Source organism: Microcystis flos-aquae FACHB-1344 (genome assembly GCF_014698375.1).
In the GTDB taxonomy this organism is placed as follows: domain Bacteria; phylum Cyanobacteriota; class Cyanobacteriia; order Cyanobacteriales; family Microcystaceae; genus Microcystis; species Microcystis aeruginosa.
In genome coordinates this window covers 1-17,994 of the sequence record NZ_JACJSW010000221.1, presented here as the reverse complement: position 1 = coordinate 17,994, position 17,994 = coordinate 1, and the positions used below count along the sequence as shown (strand labels likewise).

18 protein-coding genes and 2 pseudogenes are annotated in these 17,994 nt (G+C 44.7%); 11 read left to right on the top strand and 9 right to left on the bottom strand.

What is annotated here, in order from left to right; translation table 11 throughout:
• The first annotated feature begins 50 nt into the window (after positions 1 to 50).
• A complete protein-coding gene (locus H6G48_RS23715) occupies positions 51 to 233 on the top strand; it encodes a hypothetical protein (RefSeq protein WP_002763844.1) in 183 nt (60 codons plus the stop codon).
• Here H6G48_RS23715 and H6G48_RS26665 read toward each other — a convergent pair whose 3' ends face one another.
• Positions 234 to 371 (bottom strand): hypothetical protein, encoded by a 138-nt coding sequence (locus tag H6G48_RS26665; RefSeq protein ID WP_242034757.1) that lies wholly within the window; start codon positions 369 to 371, stop codon positions 234 to 236.
• Between the two features lie 19 nt (positions 372 to 390).
• Positions 391 to 639 carry a response regulator transcription factor gene (locus tag H6G48_RS26660; protein ID WP_242034756.1) on the bottom strand — a complete coding sequence of 83 codons (249 nt, stop codon included), beginning with the start codon at positions 637 to 639 and terminating at the stop codon, positions 391 to 393.
• Positions 640 to 1,222: 583 nt separating this feature from the next.
• On the opposite strand from H6G48_RS26660, the gene H6G48_RS23705 reads away from it, so the two are divergent.
• From H6G48_RS23705 to H6G48_RS23690, 4 genes are all read left to right on the top strand, one after another.
• Entirely contained in the window at positions 1,223 to 1,498 is a 276-nt protein-coding gene (locus tag H6G48_RS23705) for a hypothetical protein (RefSeq protein WP_190723556.1), read from the top strand.
• The gene (locus tag H6G48_RS23700) at positions 1,495 to 1,863 is read left to right on the top strand and encodes a clan AA aspartic protease (protein WP_190723554.1); all 369 of its coding nucleotides are present in this window, start codon (positions 1,495 to 1,497) and stop codon (positions 1,861 to 1,863) included. Before H6G48_RS23705 ends, H6G48_RS23700 begins: the two co-directional genes overlap by 4 nt.
• A gap of 281 nt (positions 1,864 to 2,144) precedes the next feature.
• A complete protein-coding gene (locus H6G48_RS23695) occupies positions 2,145 to 2,726 on the top strand; it encodes a DUF1997 domain-containing protein (RefSeq protein ID WP_149106723.1) in 582 nt (193 codons plus the stop codon).
• Positions 2,727 to 2,734: 8 nt separating this feature from the next.
• Complete coding sequence (locus H6G48_RS23690; RefSeq protein WP_002731942.1) at positions 2,735 to 3,085, top strand: Rieske (2Fe-2S) protein; 351 nt, start codon at positions 2,735 to 2,737, stop codon at positions 3,083 to 3,085.
• 257 nt (positions 3,086 to 3,342) lie between these two features.
• Here the strand turns inward: H6G48_RS23690 and H6G48_RS23685 are convergent, their stop codons facing one another.
• From H6G48_RS23685 to H6G48_RS23675, 3 genes are all read right to left on the bottom strand, one after another.
• A complete protein-coding gene (locus H6G48_RS23685) occupies positions 3,343 to 4,155 on the bottom strand; it encodes a DUF362 domain-containing protein (RefSeq protein ID WP_190723552.1) in 813 nt (270 codons plus the stop codon).
• 15 nt (positions 4,156 to 4,170) lie between these two features.
• Positions 4,171 to 5,166, bottom strand: coding sequence for a tRNA dihydrouridine(20/20a) synthase DusA (gene dusA, locus H6G48_RS23680; RefSeq protein WP_190723623.1), 996 nt, complete (start codon positions 5,164 to 5,166; stop codon positions 4,171 to 4,173).
• A gap of 334 nt (positions 5,167 to 5,500) precedes the next feature.
• Positions 5,501 to 6,865 (bottom strand): collagen-like protein, encoded by a 1,365-nt coding sequence (locus tag H6G48_RS23675; RefSeq protein WP_190723622.1) that lies wholly within the window; start codon positions 6,863 to 6,865, stop codon positions 5,501 to 5,503.
• A 206-nt stretch (positions 6,866 to 7,071) separates the two neighbouring features.
• On the opposite strand from H6G48_RS23675, the gene H6G48_RS23670 reads away from it, so the two are divergent.
• Positions 7,072 to 8,361 carry a glucose-1-phosphate adenylyltransferase gene (locus H6G48_RS23670; protein ID WP_061432804.1) on the top strand — a complete coding sequence of 430 codons (1,290 nt, stop codon included), beginning with the start codon at positions 7,072 to 7,074 and terminating at the stop codon, positions 8,359 to 8,361.
• A gap of 265 nt (positions 8,362 to 8,626) precedes the next feature.
• On the top strand, positions 8,627 to 9,724 hold the full coding sequence (locus H6G48_RS23665) for a patatin-like phospholipase family protein (RefSeq protein ID WP_190723551.1): 1,098 nt from the start codon (positions 8,627 to 8,629) through the stop codon (positions 9,722 to 9,724).
• A gap of 166 nt (positions 9,725 to 9,890) precedes the next feature.
• Here H6G48_RS23665 and H6G48_RS23660 read toward each other — a convergent pair whose 3' ends face one another.
• From H6G48_RS23660 to H6G48_RS23650, 3 genes are read right to left on the bottom strand one after another with little or no spacing between them, the layout of a single operon-like run.
• Complete coding sequence (locus H6G48_RS23660; RefSeq protein WP_002761947.1) at positions 9,891 to 10,409, bottom strand: TolB family protein; 519 nt, start codon at positions 10,407 to 10,409, stop codon at positions 9,891 to 9,893.
• Positions 10,406 to 10,942 carry a TolB family protein gene (locus H6G48_RS23655; protein WP_190723549.1) on the bottom strand — a complete coding sequence of 179 codons (537 nt, stop codon included), beginning with the start codon at positions 10,940 to 10,942 and terminating at the stop codon, positions 10,406 to 10,408. Before H6G48_RS23655 ends, H6G48_RS23660 begins: the two co-directional genes overlap by 4 nt.
• A gap of 12 nt (positions 10,943 to 10,954) precedes the next feature.
• Positions 10,955 to 11,770, bottom strand: coding sequence for a Ycf66 family protein (locus tag H6G48_RS23650; RefSeq protein WP_190723547.1), 816 nt, complete (start codon positions 11,768 to 11,770; stop codon positions 10,955 to 10,957).
• 788 nt (positions 11,771 to 12,558) lie between these two features.
• On the opposite strand from H6G48_RS23650, the gene H6G48_RS23645 reads away from it, so the two are divergent.
• The 4 genes and pseudogenes from H6G48_RS23645 to H6G48_RS23630 form a co-directional block, all read left to right on the top strand.
• On the top strand, positions 12,559 to 14,253 hold the full coding sequence (locus H6G48_RS23645; protein WP_190723544.1) for an iron uptake porin: 1,695 nt from the start codon (positions 12,559 to 12,561) through the stop codon (positions 14,251 to 14,253).
• Positions 14,254 to 14,409: 156 nt separating this feature from the next.
• A complete protein-coding gene (pyk, locus tag H6G48_RS23640) occupies positions 14,410 to 16,185 on the top strand; it encodes a pyruvate kinase (protein ID WP_190723621.1) in 1,776 nt (591 codons plus the stop codon).
• A gap of 151 nt (positions 16,186 to 16,336) precedes the next feature.
• The gene (locus H6G48_RS23635) at positions 16,337 to 17,149 is read left to right on the top strand and encodes a HEAT repeat domain-containing protein (RefSeq protein ID WP_190723542.1); all 813 of its coding nucleotides are present in this window, start codon (positions 16,337 to 16,339) and stop codon (positions 17,147 to 17,149) included.
• Between the two features lie 54 nt (positions 17,150 to 17,203).
• Positions 17,204 to 17,557 (top strand): annotated as a pseudogene (locus H6G48_RS23630) (DUF29 domain-containing protein); the annotation flags it as partial.
• A 42-nt stretch (positions 17,558 to 17,599) separates the two neighbouring features.
• On the opposite strand, the pseudogene H6G48_RS23625 reads toward H6G48_RS23630, so the two are convergent.
• Positions 17,600 to 17,994, bottom strand: a pseudogene (locus H6G48_RS23625) (ISKra4 family transposase); the annotation flags it as partial.

Sequence of the window (17,994 nt, the reverse complement as noted above, 5' to 3'; positions counted from 1 at the left end):
TGATAGGGGCTGACTGATATATAATCGCAGTCAGTACCAGAGGGTGAATTATGGATAAAACCAGCTTGATCGATAAAGTGCAACAAATGGCCAATAAACGGGATTATTTACTGCAATTGCGCGATAAACCCGACATTGGCGGCCTGAGATTAGATGTTAATCAAGCTCTTGAGGAGTTGGATGAATTACTCGATGAGTTTCAAGCAACTTTTCCTGAAGAAAAACTTAGTTAACTATCCGACTCGACGGGATTGATGTTTGTCCGATTGTGCTAATTTTCCCAAGTAATCGATCGCTTTGATCAGAGCTTGGGAAGATATATCTTTAGAGCAGTATAAGTCAAAAGCTGTACTTTGATTATTTTTTTCCATTGGAAGCTTTGGCAAGGAACTATAGGCGATAAGGGTCGAATTGTTTGATCTGAATAGCGGCGCTGTGTCCATTTAAGACAGGCATCCGTACATCTAAAATAATTACATCTGGTTGATAAATTTTCGCCAATGCCATAGCCTGTTGACCATTAACAGCAATTCCCACCACCTGACAATGCGGCTGCTGGGAAATTAAAGTCTTGATTACTAAACAAGTTAGCTCGTGATCGTCGGCAATCAAGACTTTAATTAGGTCTATCGGCTTCATTATAATCATTTTTCCTTACTTGGAGGTCTCACTTGTTATCATTGTAGAGCCTGTTGATCTTTTGGACTTAACTTCACGACACTTCCCATCTCCCCATCACCCATCTCCCCAATTCATAATTCCCCCACTCCCTTCTCTCTTTGCTCTTCTCCCTTCTCCCCAACTCCCACTCTGCAATAACTACTGGCAGCCAGAAATACGTTCGGTTCATATCACACTTTGTGCTTTTTGTCAAAAAAACTTTTTTTTTGCAATAAAACTACACAAAAAAAAGATCATCATTGCTGGTGAAATTGACTAATTTACCCGTCTTAATTAGGATTACCTTGTAGGTGTGGCAAGGGTTTCAACCATTGCTGTCCAAAAAAGCACAGAGTGCGATCGCCGATCTTGTAGGGTGCGTTCCCTAATGTGGCTCCCACTGCTCCACTGATCGATTTTTGAGGAACGCACCATGCTCATTGATTGAAGTTGTGGGTTTAGGTGCGATGCCGCTCTTGTGGACCCAGTTGGGGAATGTTAGCGAAGATTTCCGATGTTTAGGTTAAAATAGAGGGGCAAAAGTTGCCCCAGGGTCAAGCCAATGACAGTTCGACAACCCCGCTACAGCAAAGAAGAATTCGCTCGACGTGGTAATGAGATTTATCAATCTCAGGTACGTTCTCAAGTGGAGGAGGGAAATCACGGGAGAATTGTGGCGCTCGACATCGAAACTGGAGCGTTTGAGCTTGCCGACGATACGATTACTGCTACCGATCATCTCTATGAGCGTGTCCCTGATGCTCAACCTTGGGTGATTCGGATTGGACATAGAGCCGTCTTCCGTTTTGGCAGTCGCAGCCAGAGAAAGCCAGTATGATGTTCGGTGTGGTCAATAATAATTGTGAAGCAATCATCAAAGTTGCAGTCGGTCGTATCGGCTCACCGAAAATAGCACTCGATGCTATCATTGACACTGGATTCACCAGCTTTTTGTCTTTACCGCTTTCTGTCATCACAGATATTGGTTTGCCTTGGCACTATCGAGATATTGGCACATTAGGCGATGGGAGCGAAGTCGTTTTTGAAATATACAAAGCTTCTGTGATCTGGGATGGTCAAGAGCAGATTATTGATGTGGCAGCTTCTGATGCAGAGCCGTTAGTGGGGATGGGTCTTTTGTATGGCTTTAAACTTCAGATTGAGGCAGTGGAAGGTAGGCGCGTTACGATTGAAGCGTTATGACTCAGCCAAAGTTATCGGTGAAGACGGTCTAACTTAACCGTTATACTGAATCGGTTTTTAATAGCATGATTAACTCCCAATCCAACTTGAAAAACCCGCTCCCCCCCACTGTTGACTTAAAACCCCCCACTGATCACTGATCACTGAAAAAAGCCCAACTTTGGGCAAAAATCTGGTTTGTGTCCCCTCTTAGCGGTAAAATTTCTACATCTGGACTGTCGAAAAGCATAAGTTTTGTAAAGTAAAATTAAGAAGGGAGACAAATTTAAGATAACCAACGTATGGAAGTAACTTTTACCGCTGCCGAATCCCTAGAAATTGTTGTTGCTGAACAAACCATCCCGATTCAGCATTATCTGCGCCAACCGCAAAGATTAGTACAGGCTATCGTTGAGACTAGCTTAACAGAACACTTGTCTGAGAATAGGTTTCGCCTAAAAATGCGTCCCCTAAACTTCTTGAATATGTACTATTTTCAGCCCACGGTTATTCTTAATGTCTGGGCTACCTCTGAGGGGACGATATTTTTGCAATCAGAAGACTGTCAGATCAAAGGTATTGATTATATCAACGATCGCTTTAGCCTCAATGTTAAAGGCAAACTCGCTCCTGTGGAAAAAAATAATCAAACCTATCTAGCGGGAAAAGCCAATCTTGAGGTGAAAGTCGCCCTACCACCGCCATTATGGTTAACCCCGCGTCCGCTGTTAGAAATCGCCGGTAATAGTCTCTTAAAAGGGGTTTTATTGCGGATTAAACAGCGTTTAATGAGTCAATTGTTGCAAGATTACCAACAATGGGCTAAACAGGATATTATTGCCCAAAATTACCCCGAAACGATTCTCGATCTCTCCCTTAGTTAAATAAAAATATGAGTTGGACAAAAGTATTATCTGTAGATTCCCTTGCCCCCGGCGCCCGTCAAGTGGTAAAAGTGGGGGAAAATTCCATTCTGTTGATTAACAATAACGGTCAATTCCACGCCGTCGGTAATCGTTGTCCTCATTTAAAATTATCGATGACGAAGGGCAAAATTACCGAAGACGGCGCGATCGTTTGTCCCTGGCATCGTAGTTCTTTTGATCTCTGTAGTGGTGCTGTCAAAGACTGGATTACCTGGCCCCCTGTGGTTAACAAAGCGATGGCGGCAGTTTCTCAACCCCAAGCTTTACCCGTTTATCCCCTTCGCATCGAAGACGGCAGCATCTGGATAGACGCTTGACATCCTCACCGAGGGGGGGTTTTGGGCAACCTAAAGAGCAGTTGCTTTAACCGACAATGGTTAATCTTTGAGAATGCCAAACGCTACCTCGCTCCCTTCCGTAAAAACCCAGTTATGCATTGTTCCCCCCGCTCCGGTGATCCCCACTCTCCTGTATATTTTTTAAACAGGATTGCGCGAGGTCATTCTGTTATTCTGACTTCCCCTCCCGACGACCGGCGACCGACTCCTAACCCCACCAAGAAACTTTTTTAACCCTAATTGGTTCCGTTTAAAAGTTGAGAACGAAGCAAATCGATCGCATCTAAATAACTTGGCATTGGTTCATCACCTAACAGACAAGCACTGCGGTCCACGCTAATCATATCATCACCCCAAAACACTTGACCGAGAGGAATAGATTTTCCTCGATCCGGTCGCCAATTGCTACTAAAATATTTAAGATTAGCGTCCACCACTGCCCCATCAAAAAGATGACCGATACAAAAATAAACATCCTGTAAAATTAGCGGTACGGAGGGGCGATGTAATTGCCCCCGCGAGTTGGGACTACGGGCTTTATAATGACTACGGGGAAAGAGTCCATAGAGATTTTTTAAAGAAGCAGAAATCAGGGGTTTATCCTTTAAATGGGTGCGTTTTAAGGTTCCAATCGTGATCCGACAATCCACTTCTTCGATAATTTTAGGGGCAAACATCGAGGGAAAACGGACAGGAAAAGGGGAAAGATTCGGATATTCTTGCTGGGGTAAACTATCAGCATCAAGAATAGTTATTCCAGGATCGAGAATAGATTTTACTCCCAAAATATCGATAATTTCTCTCAAAGAAATAGCCGAACATACTCCCTCTAATAAGATAATTTCTGCCCCTGGATTTACCCCTCTCAATCCCCGCAAAACTTGACTTAATACCGGCAGACTAACCGTTACCGGTGGTGGCACAGGATAACCTAAATTAGGTTTAATTAAAATACGTTTAGCTGTGATAGCTGCCCGGGGAGGTTGATAAACAAAATCCGCCATAGCTGAATTTTTTACCCCGGCAGTAATTGAGGATTGGGTAATCATAGAAAAGAAAATAAATCAATGGGAAGCTGACAGATTAGCTAGATCATTTAGGGAGTTTACCTGCTCTAAAGCTTGCCAGATTACCCCGGAATCGGCCCCAGGAAAATGGCTATTTTCACTAATATAACGCTTCCAGCCCTTAGTTCCGGGCTGACCGGCAAAAAGCTGTAAAAGATGTTTGCTGATCTGGTGTAATTTATAACCTTTACTCACCCATTCATCGATGTAGGGAAGCATTTTTTTGATTACTTCTTCCCGGGTAGGAGGAGTAACCGATTCCCCATAAAAATCTCGATCGACTGTGGCAAATAAATAGGGATTATCGTAGGCTGCCCGACCGATCATGACCGCATCTACTAATTGTAAATGTTGTCTAGCCTGTTCTAAATTAATGATACCGCCGTTAATTTCAATAAACAAATGGGGAAACTGATTTTTTAGGCGATAAACATCATCGTAACGCAGGGGGGGAACGGTGCGATTTTCCTTGGGACTTAATCCCTGTAACCAAGCTTTCCGCGCATGGATGGTAAAACGTTGACAACCGGCATCTGCGACAATACGGACAAAATTCGCCATATTTTCGTAACTATCCTGATGATCAATGCCAATTCTCTGTTTTACAGTCACGGGAATCGATACAGCTTGATTCATTGCCGATATTCCCCTCGCGACTAATTCCGGGTTAGCCATCAAACAAGCGCCGAAATTGCCCTCTTTTACCCGAGAACTAGGACAACCCACATTGAGATTTACCTCGTCATAACCCATATCTTCGGCTATTTTAGCGCATTCTGCCAAAAGATAGGGATTATCACCCCCTAACTGCAAAGCGAGAGGTTTTTCTGCTAGGGAAAACCCCAGCAACTTATAGCGATCGCCGTGTTGAATCGCCATCGTCGTGATCATTTCCGTGTAGAGAAGGGGACGACGGCTAATTTGTCGCCAAAAATAGCGAAAATGGCGATCGGTATAATCCATCATCGGCGCCACACTTAAAATATTGCCCATCTTTCCCTTGATTTTCTCCTTCAGGGTAGCCATTGATCGCTGATCGGGACATTCTCCTGGTTTCCCCAGAGAAGAACCGGTCTTCCTCTCAACATATTTTAGAGCCTTTTGGTAAGTAGGTAGGCGTTAAAAATTATCAGACACCACCCTTATCAAGGGGGGACTAAGGGTAGGGTTGATTCATGAATCAACCCTACTATGAATCAACCCTAGGACTAAGGGGGGATCGAACCTAAAATCTATTTTTAATTTAATTATAACCAGCTACTTAAGTTGACTATCTAAATTACTCGTTAAGACTGCGCCGGAGAAAGGACAAGGGAGCTTTTTTGACTTACCTCCGTGGGATATTTGCCCCTTTAATCGTGTCGCGAATGACGAGTTTTTGTTCTTTGGAATAACCGGCAAAAGAACGAGTAGCAAGTAACTCAATTTCTATCCCCGTACCCGATCGCAAAGATTCCACAGGTAAGGGTAATTGACCGATATCGAGAATAAATTGATTACCCTCCTGTCGGATCAAATTAGCGGGCATATCTCCTTCATAGCGAGTGACAAAATCAGTTCTGGGACTGGTTTGCAGGTCGTCTGCTTGCCAACGAGTGACGCGATAACGCACTTTAAATTTAGTGCCGATTAAATTCGATTGGGAAGCTTTATCTTCGAGAAAAAGCCTTAAATCAGTACCATTTCCTGTAATACCTTTTGCTTCTAATTGGGTGACATCTCGTTCAAAAACAGCATTATAAACGACAAATTCCGTAACATTATTGCGTTTTTGAGTGGTTCCCTCGATCCAGAGGTCACTGGGGACAGTTACCTTCATTTCCTTTTGATCATCGAGGGTTAAAGTAAAACGCTGATTAGTAAACCGGTTAAACTCTTGGGGGGCATTCCAAATTAAAATAAAAGAACGTTCCGATCGATCTACTAAAATCCGATATTGATCATCGATCAGGGAACCGGGGGCAAATAAAGACACTGCCCCGGTGCGAGTTTCCCAACTATTTTTAGATAGAATATAACCCCGTTCTTTTAACTCCGAAAGGGGAACAGTTGCGCTCGGTTGATCGGCAGTTAAAGGGCGATCGATTTGAATTAAAGTTAACTGTCCTAAACGACCCTCGCGACCGTTACGACCACTATTACCCGTCGCCCCATCGAGACCATCCTGACAGCTAAATTCTCTGGTGGTACAGCTATAATTGGCATCACCCGGCCTACCGCTGCAGGTTTGAATTGTCCAGAAGGGTTGGGAACAGCGACAACCCTTGCCCCCCTGGCCTCCCTGACCCCCAAAACCCCCAGCGCCTCCGGCTGCATTGACCGTTACTTGTCTTAAAAAATCTAAATTAGTGGCATAGAGGGTTAAAGCGCCGCCATTGCCCCCATCACCCCCATCACCCCCATTGCCACCGTTACCACCACCGGCCGCCTGGAGATTTCTGGTTACGTTGCCCGGTTGACCGCTACAGTTGCCATCGCTGCCATTGCTGCCATTTTCACCATCGACCCCTTTTTGTCCTGAAATATCGAGTTTTAGGGGAGAACCATCGAGAAAAAGGGTTAAACTGTCACTATTTTTGCCTTGGCCGCCGACCTTGCCAGCTTTTCCGCTTTGTCCCTGTTTACCGAAAGTCTGTACATCGGAACCTTGGGCTAACCAAGAACAGCGATCGCCTGTCACCGTGGCGGGCATTAGGTACGGTAAAGGGATAAAAAAGGTGAATATTAATGATTTAGCCCAAAAATTCATGATTTTAGCGAATTTATCCGCAAAGACTCCGATCAATTCCCTCTTGATGACTTTTAGATCTAGATTTTTGTTTCCCCTCTATCAATAAGGTGCGCTATCATCCTACACTTACTTTGAGAAGGAAACAGCCAATCGCGAGGGTTACGCGCGTGAAAAAAGTATTAGCTATTATCTTAGGTGGCGGGGCTGGAACTCGCCTTTATCCGTTAACGAAACTGCGGGCAAAACCTGCCGTCCCCCTAGCGGGAAAATATCGCTTAATCGATATTCCCGTCAGCAATTGTATTAACTCCCAGATTGACAAAATCTATGTGTTGACGCAATTTAATTCCGCTTCCCTCAATCGTCACCTCAATCGTACCTATAATTTTACGGGTTTTAGTGATGGTTTCGTGGAAGTTTTGGCCGCTCAACAAACCATGGAAAATCCTCAATGGTTCCAAGGCACGGCCGACGCGGTACGACAATACATCTGGACGATGAAGGATTGGGATATCGATGAATATCTAATTCTCTCGGGAGATCATCTCTATCGCATGGACTACAGCAAGTTCATCGAACGCCATCGGGAAACTAACGCCGATATCACTTTATCGGTGGTTCCCATCGATGAACGTCGGGCCTCCGCTTTTGGGGTGATGAAAATTAATGATTCGGGGCGAATTGTCGATTTTTATGAGAAACCCAAAGGGGCAGAATTGGAAAGAATGCGGGTAGATACGACGATTTTAGGCTTAAGTCCCGACCAGGCCCGTCAAAGTCCCTACATCGCTTCCATGGGAATTTATGTCTTTAAAAAGAATGTTTTAATCGATCTGCTCGATGCCAATAAAGAACAGACCGATTTCGGCAAGGAAATTATTCCCTCGGCGGCTAAAGACTACAATCTTCAGGCTTATTTATTTAAGGGTTACTGGGAAGATATCGGGACGATTGAAGCCTTTTATGAGTCTAATCTCGCCTTGACCCAACAACCCAATCCCGCCTTTAGTTTCTACGATGAAAAAGCCCCCATCTATACCCGTTCTCGCTATCTGCCACCCACAAAAATGCTCAATTGTACGGTGACAGAATCGATGATTTCTGAAGGTTGTATTCTCAAAGAATGTCGCATCCATCACTCGATTTTAGGTATTCGTAGTCGAGTCGGCAAAGACTGCACGATCGAGGATACAATGCTGATGGGATCGGACTTTTATGAGTCTTTCCCCGAACGGGAAAGTCTCGTCCGAGATGGCAAAGTTCCCATGGGTATCGGCCCCGGTTCCACTATTCGTCGGGCAATTGTGGACAAAAATGCTCGCATTGGTGCCAATGTTTTAATTGTTAACAAGGATCGTGTGGAAGAAGCTAATCGCGAAGATTTAGGTTTCTATGTTCGCAGCGGCATCGTGGTTATTTTCAAAAATGCCACTATTCCCGACGGGACGGTGATTTAATCTATCAGTTATCAGTTATCAGTTATCAGTTTTTCCATTTTTCTAGTTATTATCGCTTGGATATAGCCGCAGGCTGATGGCTTCAGCTAATTACCTAGACAATTCCCTTGAAATCCTATCCTTTTCTAGAAGTGATGGCAACATCTACCGAGCAGCTCTTCTGAAAATCAGAAAAATTTCTATATTTTTGGCTCTGATTCTAGGTTTTCAATTAACCTTAAATTAAAGCCCTAAGACTTAGATAGAAGCCATTCAAAGGATATTTATGAAAGCCAAAATTGCGATCGCTTGTCAGGGAGGTGGTAGTCAAACTGCTTTTACTGCCGGTGCCTTGAAAGCATTATTTGACAATAAAGTGCAAGATTACTTTAATATTGTCAGTCTCAGTGGTACTTCTGGCGGTGCTATCTGTGCATTTTTCACCTGGTATGCTCTCAAAAAAGGTGATAGCGTCGTTTGGAAAAGAATGATTGATTTTTGGGAAGATAATAGCACTCAAACTCCCCAAGAAAAGCTATTTAATGACTCAGCTATTAAAGCTCTAGAATTAGCCAGCAAAGGATTAATTCCCCAGTATAATCTCAGTCCTTCCTCTCCAATTACTAAAACCTTATTTTCCCTAGCTACCTACGGTTTACGCGGTCGCTTTACCAACTTTGATCAGTTACTAAGAGCGCATATTGATTTCTCGGAATTAGCCACTTGGGGAGCTAAACCAGAACCACCAATTTTATTAATGGGGGCCTGTAATGTCCTGACAGGAAAATTAAGTAAATTTAACTCGCGCGAGGAAGCGGTTAAAATTGAACATATCCTAGCTTCTGCCTGTGTTCCTAACATTTTTCCTGCCGTCACCATTGAAACTATGGCCTACTGGGATGGACTATTTTCCGATAATCCCCCCATCCGTTCTTTAATTCGCCGTGAATTTGTTGGAATCGAAAATATTCCCGATGAAATTTGGGTAATTAAAATTAATCCCACCTCTAGAGATAAGATCCCCGTGCAATCCGATGATATTGCTGATCGCCGTAATGAATTAGAAGGCAATGTTTCCCTATTTCAAGGTCTCGATCAGATTGACTTTCTCAATCAATTATTTCTCAAAGGAGCCTTTAAAGAGGAATTTTTGAGCGAGATCGGATTAACAGAACCATTAAAAATTCCTAAATCTTTCCCGGAAGATCCCGATCAGGATTACCATATTCCCATGATCGAAATGTCGGCGGAATTAGCCCATAGTCTCAACTACGAAAGTAAACTCGATCGCTCTCCTGCCAATATCCAGCGTCTGATTGCTGACGGGGAAAAACAGGGAAAACAATTTCTAGAACATCGACTAAAAGCTATGGGTTTAAGATAGTTTTTGAGGTTTCAAAAACGGCAAAAATAAGGATTAAATTGCACAAAATCCTTAAATAGACCATTCAGTTGATTATTATTCATTCTTAATTCTCCTGACGACCGGCTACTGGCTACTGACTCCTAACCCTAACAACAATTTTTGATTTTTATAAGAGGTCTAATGATCACTGATTTTCATTGACTAATACCCGTCCGGATAGATCGTAAATCATAATATCCCATTGCCCATTTTTTGCCGCTTCAAAAGCCACTTTAGAACCATCGGCACTGATGATCGGATTGCGTACTTCCGCGAGCAGATCGGGAGCAATTTCCCTTCTCTGTTGAGTTTGTCGATCGTACAGATAAATAGCCGTTTTTCCCTGACGACTAGCAGTAAAAACGATATAACGACCATCTTCACTAATGGAAGGACTAGAAGCGATCTGATCGAGAGAATTTAGTCCGGGTAAAGGCAGTAAACGGCGATCGATGGCATCAAAAAGATAGATAGCTTGGGAACCATTGCGATCGGACGCAAAAACGAGATAGCGAGAGGCAAGATAGGGAGTTAATTCACTAGCAGCACTGTTTAAAGTTCTCCCCCCTCGATCGAAAGGAAAAGACAATAAACTGGGATAACCCGCACATCCAGTTAACAAACTAATTACAGCAACAAGACTAATAAAAAAATAACGTTTCACGGTTTGGGACTGTCAACGGGACTGCCATCGGCAATATCTAACTCGATATTCGGACCGCGATCAAGAACCTCCACATCCCATTGTCCCCGACGAGCGGACTCAAAGACAAGATAACGACCATCGGGACTAAGACGGGGATTTCGCAACCAACCGCGATAATTTTGACTCAATAACTCAGAACGATCGGTAATGCGGTCATATAAAGCGATGACGGGACGACCCTCAATAATCACCACATAAGCCAGATAACGCCCCGTTTGGCTTAAACTGGGGCTATCGGTAATTTCTTGACCCGTATATAATCCCCCTAGGGCCTGGTATTGTTTTGTCTGCAAATCATAAAGCAGCATCTGATTACTACCGCGGCGATTAGACAGCAAAGCAAGCCAACGACCATCACCGCTCAGGGCAGGTTTTTCGTCATTATAGCGACTATTTAGGGTTCCTGTAGAGAAACCGGGGTTATTGAGATTACAACCGCCTATAACCCCTAAAAACAAGCAGATAAACAGTAAAAAGGGAGCTTTGGTCATCGGACCTACTCCTTAATAATCAAACCTAGTCGGATTATCATTACTCGACTCCCGTTCACTATTATCCGGTCTCTCCCAATCTTCTCGATCGCTCGTATCGTTAGGATCGATCGGTTGATAATCGACGTATTCCCCTTTAAATGGCGGATCATCCTCAATTATTGGGCGAGGACGACGTTTTTGGCTAGTGCGGGGCGGTTTACTGCTCGTCTCTTCACTAGCGGGACGACGACGGGGACGGGGACTGGTTTCTTCCCAATCATCACCGCTACGGCGCTGATCATAAACATCTCGATCGCTAGTGGGGGAACTATTGCGGGGACGACGATTAGCCGTTTTGCGACTGCTAGGATCGGCCGGCCGACGGGTGCGGGTGCTGCGGGGTTCCTCGTCCTGATAACTAGAAGTGCGGGAAGAGCGGGGATCATCGTAACCGCGTAAACGGGGATTATCTTCGTAACGTTCCTCCGGTTCGTAGGTGTCGAGGGGTTCTAATTCGGCCCGATATTCCCGACTCACAGGACGTTCATCCACAAAAGACGTGCCGCGGCGGGCCTGTTCCGTGGTTAAACCCCGCAATTTTACCGTCTCGAAGGCAAAAAACACCGCTGCCCCGGTCAGCAAAAATTGTCCGAATTGCAAAATCGGATCCAGTCGCCACCCTTGAAAAAGTAGAATCAAACCGCACAGTAAACCAACGGCGGCAAAAAATATATCATGATCCCTGGAAAGTTCCGGCCGCACCGAGCGCAGGAAGTATAACCCAGCTCCGGCCACTGCCAGAAAAATTCCCAAGATACTGGCCGAATTCAGCCCAAAATTGACCATCTTTATCTCCCTTCTCGGTGCTTAAATTCAAGAATCGAGTCTTTATCTATAGCGGTGAGCTATTAGCCGTCAGCTTTCAGCAGCAATCTTGCTGTTTTTAACTCTAGGCATCGAGCTATATTCTAACCCCAAAGTCTAGCAATATATTAACCACCCTCGTTCACACAACTATTGTTAGGGGAGTGGGGAGATTTTATCAGTGATCAGTAAACAGTAAACAGTAATCAGTAATCAGTGAACTGAAAACTGATCACTGATAACAAGGGACGAATCTAAGGCCTGATTGGTTAAGCTAAAAGCTTTGATGTGCTTAGTTTCTAACCTTCTTTTTAGGTAGGAGAATTGTCAGATTCTGTCTTTTGCCTGTTGCCTGTTGCCTCTTGCCTTCAGAAGCTGATAACTGATAACTGAAAAGGCTGACGGCTGAGATTTTAACAAAATCTTTAGGTTTTGCCTATTGACAGGATTAAATAAATGTGATATGTGGGTTTCGGGCATTTTAACGTGATTTCTTGATCACTTTTTAGCGATCGCTATCGTTGGGAAGTTAATCGCCAAAAGTCTGAAAGGAGGGATTTTCATTGATGCAGCTGATGGTGAATTGGTAAAGTGCGTAAGTACCAATCTAAGTAAGATCAGACAGAAATTTTTCTGTCATATGATAAAATTAACTTAACCTAGGCAAGAGGGAATTAGCATAGAATGTGAGTATGATCCAGGCTAAAATATATAGTCTGTTTGTATTCATAGTCCACTCAATCCATAAAATAAGGTGTGAGGATTGACCCATGTCAAAACTATTCAAGAATTTAGTAAAGGTAACTCCTTTAGTATTAGGTGCTTCCGTAGCGGCTGCTGGCAGCGCAGTGGCTCAAACTATGCCTGGTACACCTCAACTCAAGGTTGATCCAGTAGCGCAACAACAACTTGATCGCATTCAACGCGCCCAAAATAGTCAGCAGATTAATACGGGTGTTTATCAGGGTTCCATGTCCCAGGTGACTAGCGTTAACCAACTGCGGGACGTATCTCCCACCGCTTGGGCCTACGAGGCATTAAGAAGTCTTGTGGAACGTTACGGTTGTATCGTGGGTTTTCCCGACCGTACCTTCCGCGGTGATCGTGCCACCACTCGTTGGGAATTTGCCGCAGGTTTAAACGCTTGTTTAAACGTCATGGAACGTTTAATTCAAGATGGTGTCGGGGTACTCAGAGAAGATATCGATAAATTAAAACGTCTTGTTCAAGAATTTGAGACCGAACTAGCGGCTTTAGGAGCTAGAGTAGATAACCTTGAACAGCGCGTTGCTTTCTTGGAAAACAATCAATTTTCTACCACCACCAAACTCAGAGGCGAGGTCATCTTCAGTATCGCCGATAGCTGGGGGGGTCAAGCTTCCATTACCAATACCAACGGTACGGTGACTGATGGCAGCAATCAAGATCAGACTCAAACAGTATTTAATAATCGGGTACGACTCAACTTTGAAACCAGCTTCACCGGTAAAGATTTGTTGAGAACCCGTTTACAAGCGGGTAACTTTAACACCACTTTCAACCAAAACGGTCCGACGAGAACCAACATGACCCGTCTGGCATACGATGATGGCCGGGACAATGACATAACCATCGATGACTTGTTCTACCGCGCTCCCATCGGCACTCCCTTCGGTAACATCACCGTTTGGGTTGGTGCTAACCAGTTAAACCTAGATGACGTTTTCATCACTGCTAACCCCTTCCTCGCCGATAGCGGTACAGGTGCTTTATCCCGCGGTCAACGCTACAATAACATCGTTTTCCGTGGTCCTTCCGGTGTTGGTGCTGGGGTCAGATTCAACATTGGCGATGTTTTCCAAGTTACGGGAACCTACCTAGCCGAGGGTGGGACTAATGGTGCCAGCAATCCTAACCCTGGTAGCGGTTTATTTAACGGTTCCTACAGTGCGGGTGCTCAGGTTGGTTTCTCCTTCATCAAATTTGCCGATATTAACTTCGTTTACGTTTACAGTTATCAAACTGCAGCCAGTATGAGTTCTGGTTTATTCGGTAACGTCAGCAGCCCTCTCACCGAGCGTCCCTTCGGTAACGTTGGTACTACTGCTAACCGTTTCGGTCTTCAGGCGAGCGCCCAAGTTATCCCAGGAGTCTTAAATCTAGCGGGCTGGGCTGGTTACGCCGATGCTTCGGCCACGGGAGTTAATGATGCGATCGGAGACAATAACACTGGTATCTGGTCTTGGAACCTTAACCTCTCCGTTCTCGACCTCTTTGCCGAAGGTGCGGCGTTTTCTTTAGGTGGTGGTCAAGTGCCCCGTTCCGATAAAGAAAGCAGCACCTCTTACATGGTAGAAGCTCAGTATAAGTTCCCAGTCACCAAAAACATCCTGATTACCCCCGGTGCCTATGCGATCTTCAATGCTAACAACCGTAATAACGACACCATTTTTGTCGGTGTCCTCCGGACAACTTTCCGTTTCTAAGCTGAGTTGACGGACTTGGTAAATAAGAACGGTGGGATTTATAGATCTCACCGTTTTTTTGCTTTTAACTTTTCACTGGATATAACCATTTATGAGAAGATGATCGGAGCGTCCCAAACGCTGCTATATTTACTTCGCCTATTTAGTTGCTTATCTATGCACTCTCTGTCTTTCCCCCGTCGCACTAAAATTGTGGCCACGATTGGCCCAGCCTCGCAAAATAAGGAAACATTACGTCAGATGATCAAGGCGGGGGCGACGACATTTAGATTAAACTTTTCCCATGGCGATCACGATTACCATCGTCACAGCATTAATCTGATCCGTCAGTTAGCCTTTGAACTCAATCAACCCATTGGCATCCTTCAGGATCTACAGGGGCCAAAAATTCGCTTAGGTAAATTTGCCTGTGGGTCGATTACCCTGAAACCAGGGGAACCCTTTATCCTTACTTCTAGGGATGTGGAATGTAATCAGGAAATAAGTTCCATTAGCTATCCCTCGCTGGCCCAAGAAGTCCCAGAAGGTTCGAGAATTCTCCTCGATGATGGTAAAGTCGAAATGCGGGTGGAATCAGTGGATCGTTTGAAAGGAGACCTGTCCTGTCGCGTGGTGGTTGGGGGTGTCTTATCCAGTAATAAAGGGGTAAATTTTCCCAACGTCTATCTGTCGGTGAAAGCTTTAACCGATAAGGACAAAAAAGATTTAATGTTCGGACTGCTGTGGGATGTGGATTGGATCGCCCTTAGTTTTGTGCGTAATCCCCAAGATATCCTCGAAATTAAAGAATTAATCGCCAGTGCGGGTAAATCTATCCCCGTGATCGCTAAAATTGAAAAACACGAGGCGATCGAGGAAATGGAGGAAATTTTATCCCTCTGTGATGGTGTTATGGTGGCTAGGGGGGATTTAGGAGTAGAATTACCAGCCGAAGACGTGCCAATCCTGCAAAAACGCCTGATTAATACCGCTAATCAGCTAGGCATCCCGATTATCACCGCCACTCAAATGCTTGACAGTATGGCCAGTAATCCTCGTCCCACCCGCGCCGAGGTTTCGGACGTGGCTAATGCGATTTTAGATGGCACTGATGCGGTCATGCTTTCCAATGAAACGGCTGTGGGTCATTATCCCATCGAAGCGGTGGCAACCATGGCCCGCATTGCCGAAAGGATCGAACGGGAACAGATCAATAGTGCCGCTCGCTCTAACAATAAACAATCGATTCCTAACGCTATTTCCTCGGCAGTCAGTCAAATTGCCGAACAATTGGGGGCAGCGGCAATTATTACCCTGACAAAAACCGGCTCTACTGCCCGTAATGTCTCCCGATTTCGCCCAAAAACCCCGATTTTAGCCGTTACTCCCCATCGGGAAGTGGCACAGCAGTTACAGCTAGTTTGGGGCGTAAAACCGATGTTATTGCTCGATTTACCCTCCACCAGCCAAACTTTTCAAGTGGCGATGAATCTCGCCCAGGAAAATAACCTCCTCGCGGATGGTGACTTAGTAGTGATGACGGCGGGAACTCTGCAAGGGGTGGCCGGTTCCACGGATTTAATTAAGGTGGAAGTGGTAAAATCCCTTTTGGGCAAAGGTACGGGTATCGGCCAGGGTGTAGCTAGTGGCCGGGCGCGAGTAGCCCATAATGCCCGAGAAGTGGGCAGTTTTAGTAACGGGGAGATTTTAGTCGTTCCCACCACCAGCGCCGAATATGTGGATATGATGCGGAAAGCTGGCGGAATTATCACCGAAGATACCGCGATGAATAATCACGCCGCTACTATCGGTTTAAAATTGGGTATTCCTGTGATTGTCGGGGTTAAAGATGCCACGAAAATTATCCGCGAAGGGGTGATCATTAGTCTCGATGCTCAACGGGGTTTAATTTATTCTGGTATTGGCAATGGCACAGCAACTATGAAAAACTGAGTCGGTTATCAGTATTCTCCGAGTCAGGAGACAGAAGACAGGAGACGGGAGACAGGAGACAGGAGACAGGTTTTATTTATTCTCCCCATCCCCCCACACCCCACACCCAACACCCAACACCCCAACACCCAACACCCATTTTCACTTGTCTATGAGCGATTCTTACTCTCCTCCCGTCGACAATCCGGCCTATACTGTTGAACAAGCGATCGCTAATATCCAGCAAAGAGAAGACCTAGGGGCGCGTTATTATGCCGCTTGGTGGTTGGGTAGATTTCGTGTTCGTCAACCGGAGGCGATTTCGGCCTTAATTGCCGCTTTAGAGGACGAAAGCGATCGCACTCCCGATGGCGGTTATCCCCTGCGACGCAATGCCGCCAGTGCTTTAGGGAAATTAGATGATCTCAGTTGTCTTCCCGCTTTGATTGCCTGTCTCGACTGTGAAGATTATTATGTGCGCGAATCGGCTGCCCAGGCATTGGAAATGCTTCAGGATCGAAGCGCGATCGCACCTTTAAAGAAACTATTAGAGGGTGGCATCGAAGTGGCCGTTTTAGTGGCGGGAAAACCCCATTTAGTCCAACCCTACGAAGCGATTATCGAGGCATTGGGAACCCTGCAAGCGACGGAAGCGATTCCCCTCATTGAACCGTTTTTAAAGCATTTCGTCGAAAAAGTGCGTTATGCGGCTGCCCGCGCCCTCTATCAACTCACGGCTAACCCCCACTATGGCGATATTCTGATTAATGCCTTGCAAGGGGAAGAATTACAGCTGCGTCGTTCTGCTTTAATGGATTTAGGCGCTACGGGTTATCTGCTGGCTGCTCCTGCGATCGCTAATACTTTGGCGGAAAATAGTCTGAAACTGGTTGCTCTCAAGGAACTTTTAGAAAACCATCTAAAAAACAATTCTAGTGGCGAAAATATCTCCGAAATTCTCACTTTAATGGATAGTTTATTGTAATTAATAATTGGTTATTTTTTATCTAAATTAAAACTGATAAAATCCAGAGGTTTTATGCTAATTCAAAACGATTATGCTGGCTGGCTAAACGAAACAATCACTCTGTTAAAACAAAAAAACTTTGATCAAGTTGACTGGGAAAACTTGATCGAGGAGATAGAAAGTTTGGGCAGAAGTCAAAAACGTGAACTCCGCAACCGGTTAACCACCATCTTAGAACACTGCCTCAAACTTTGCTATACTGATTACGTTGAGGATTATCGAGGTTGGCAAGAAACTATGAGGCGCAGTCAACGGGAACTAGAAGAACTTTTGAGCGATTCTCCTAGTTTAAAACCCTACTGGGAGCAAGTATTTTTAGATTGCTATGCCACGGCTTTAAAAAGCTTGCGAGAGGGAGCATCTCACCTTTGTAATAAGTAGAAATGCTTAATGAACTCAATAAAAAAGTTAAAAAAGGCAACCATTTAGATAGGCAGAGCGATGACGAAGGACTTGCGGTACATTACCAGATTCCCAACTTGCACCAGTAATTTTAAGACGATGAGCAATTTGTTTAATTTTTGATTCAACAGAGCCAGAGCCAATCGAAATGCCCTCTGCCTGCAAATAACCATAATTGACAATTCGATGTTTATGCTTGTTCAAATAAATAATAAAATTCTCCACTTGCGGCTCTGACCATCCCTCAAAACAGGAGATAGCAGCATCCACTTCCCCCTTCCATAGAAAACATTTTACCTCATCAATCCGCTGGAATGACCCGCCAACTTTATAGAGGTTTTCGATTAAATGATACCAATCCAATATTTCAATTCTTTCCTGTTTCTCTCCTATCTGACCAA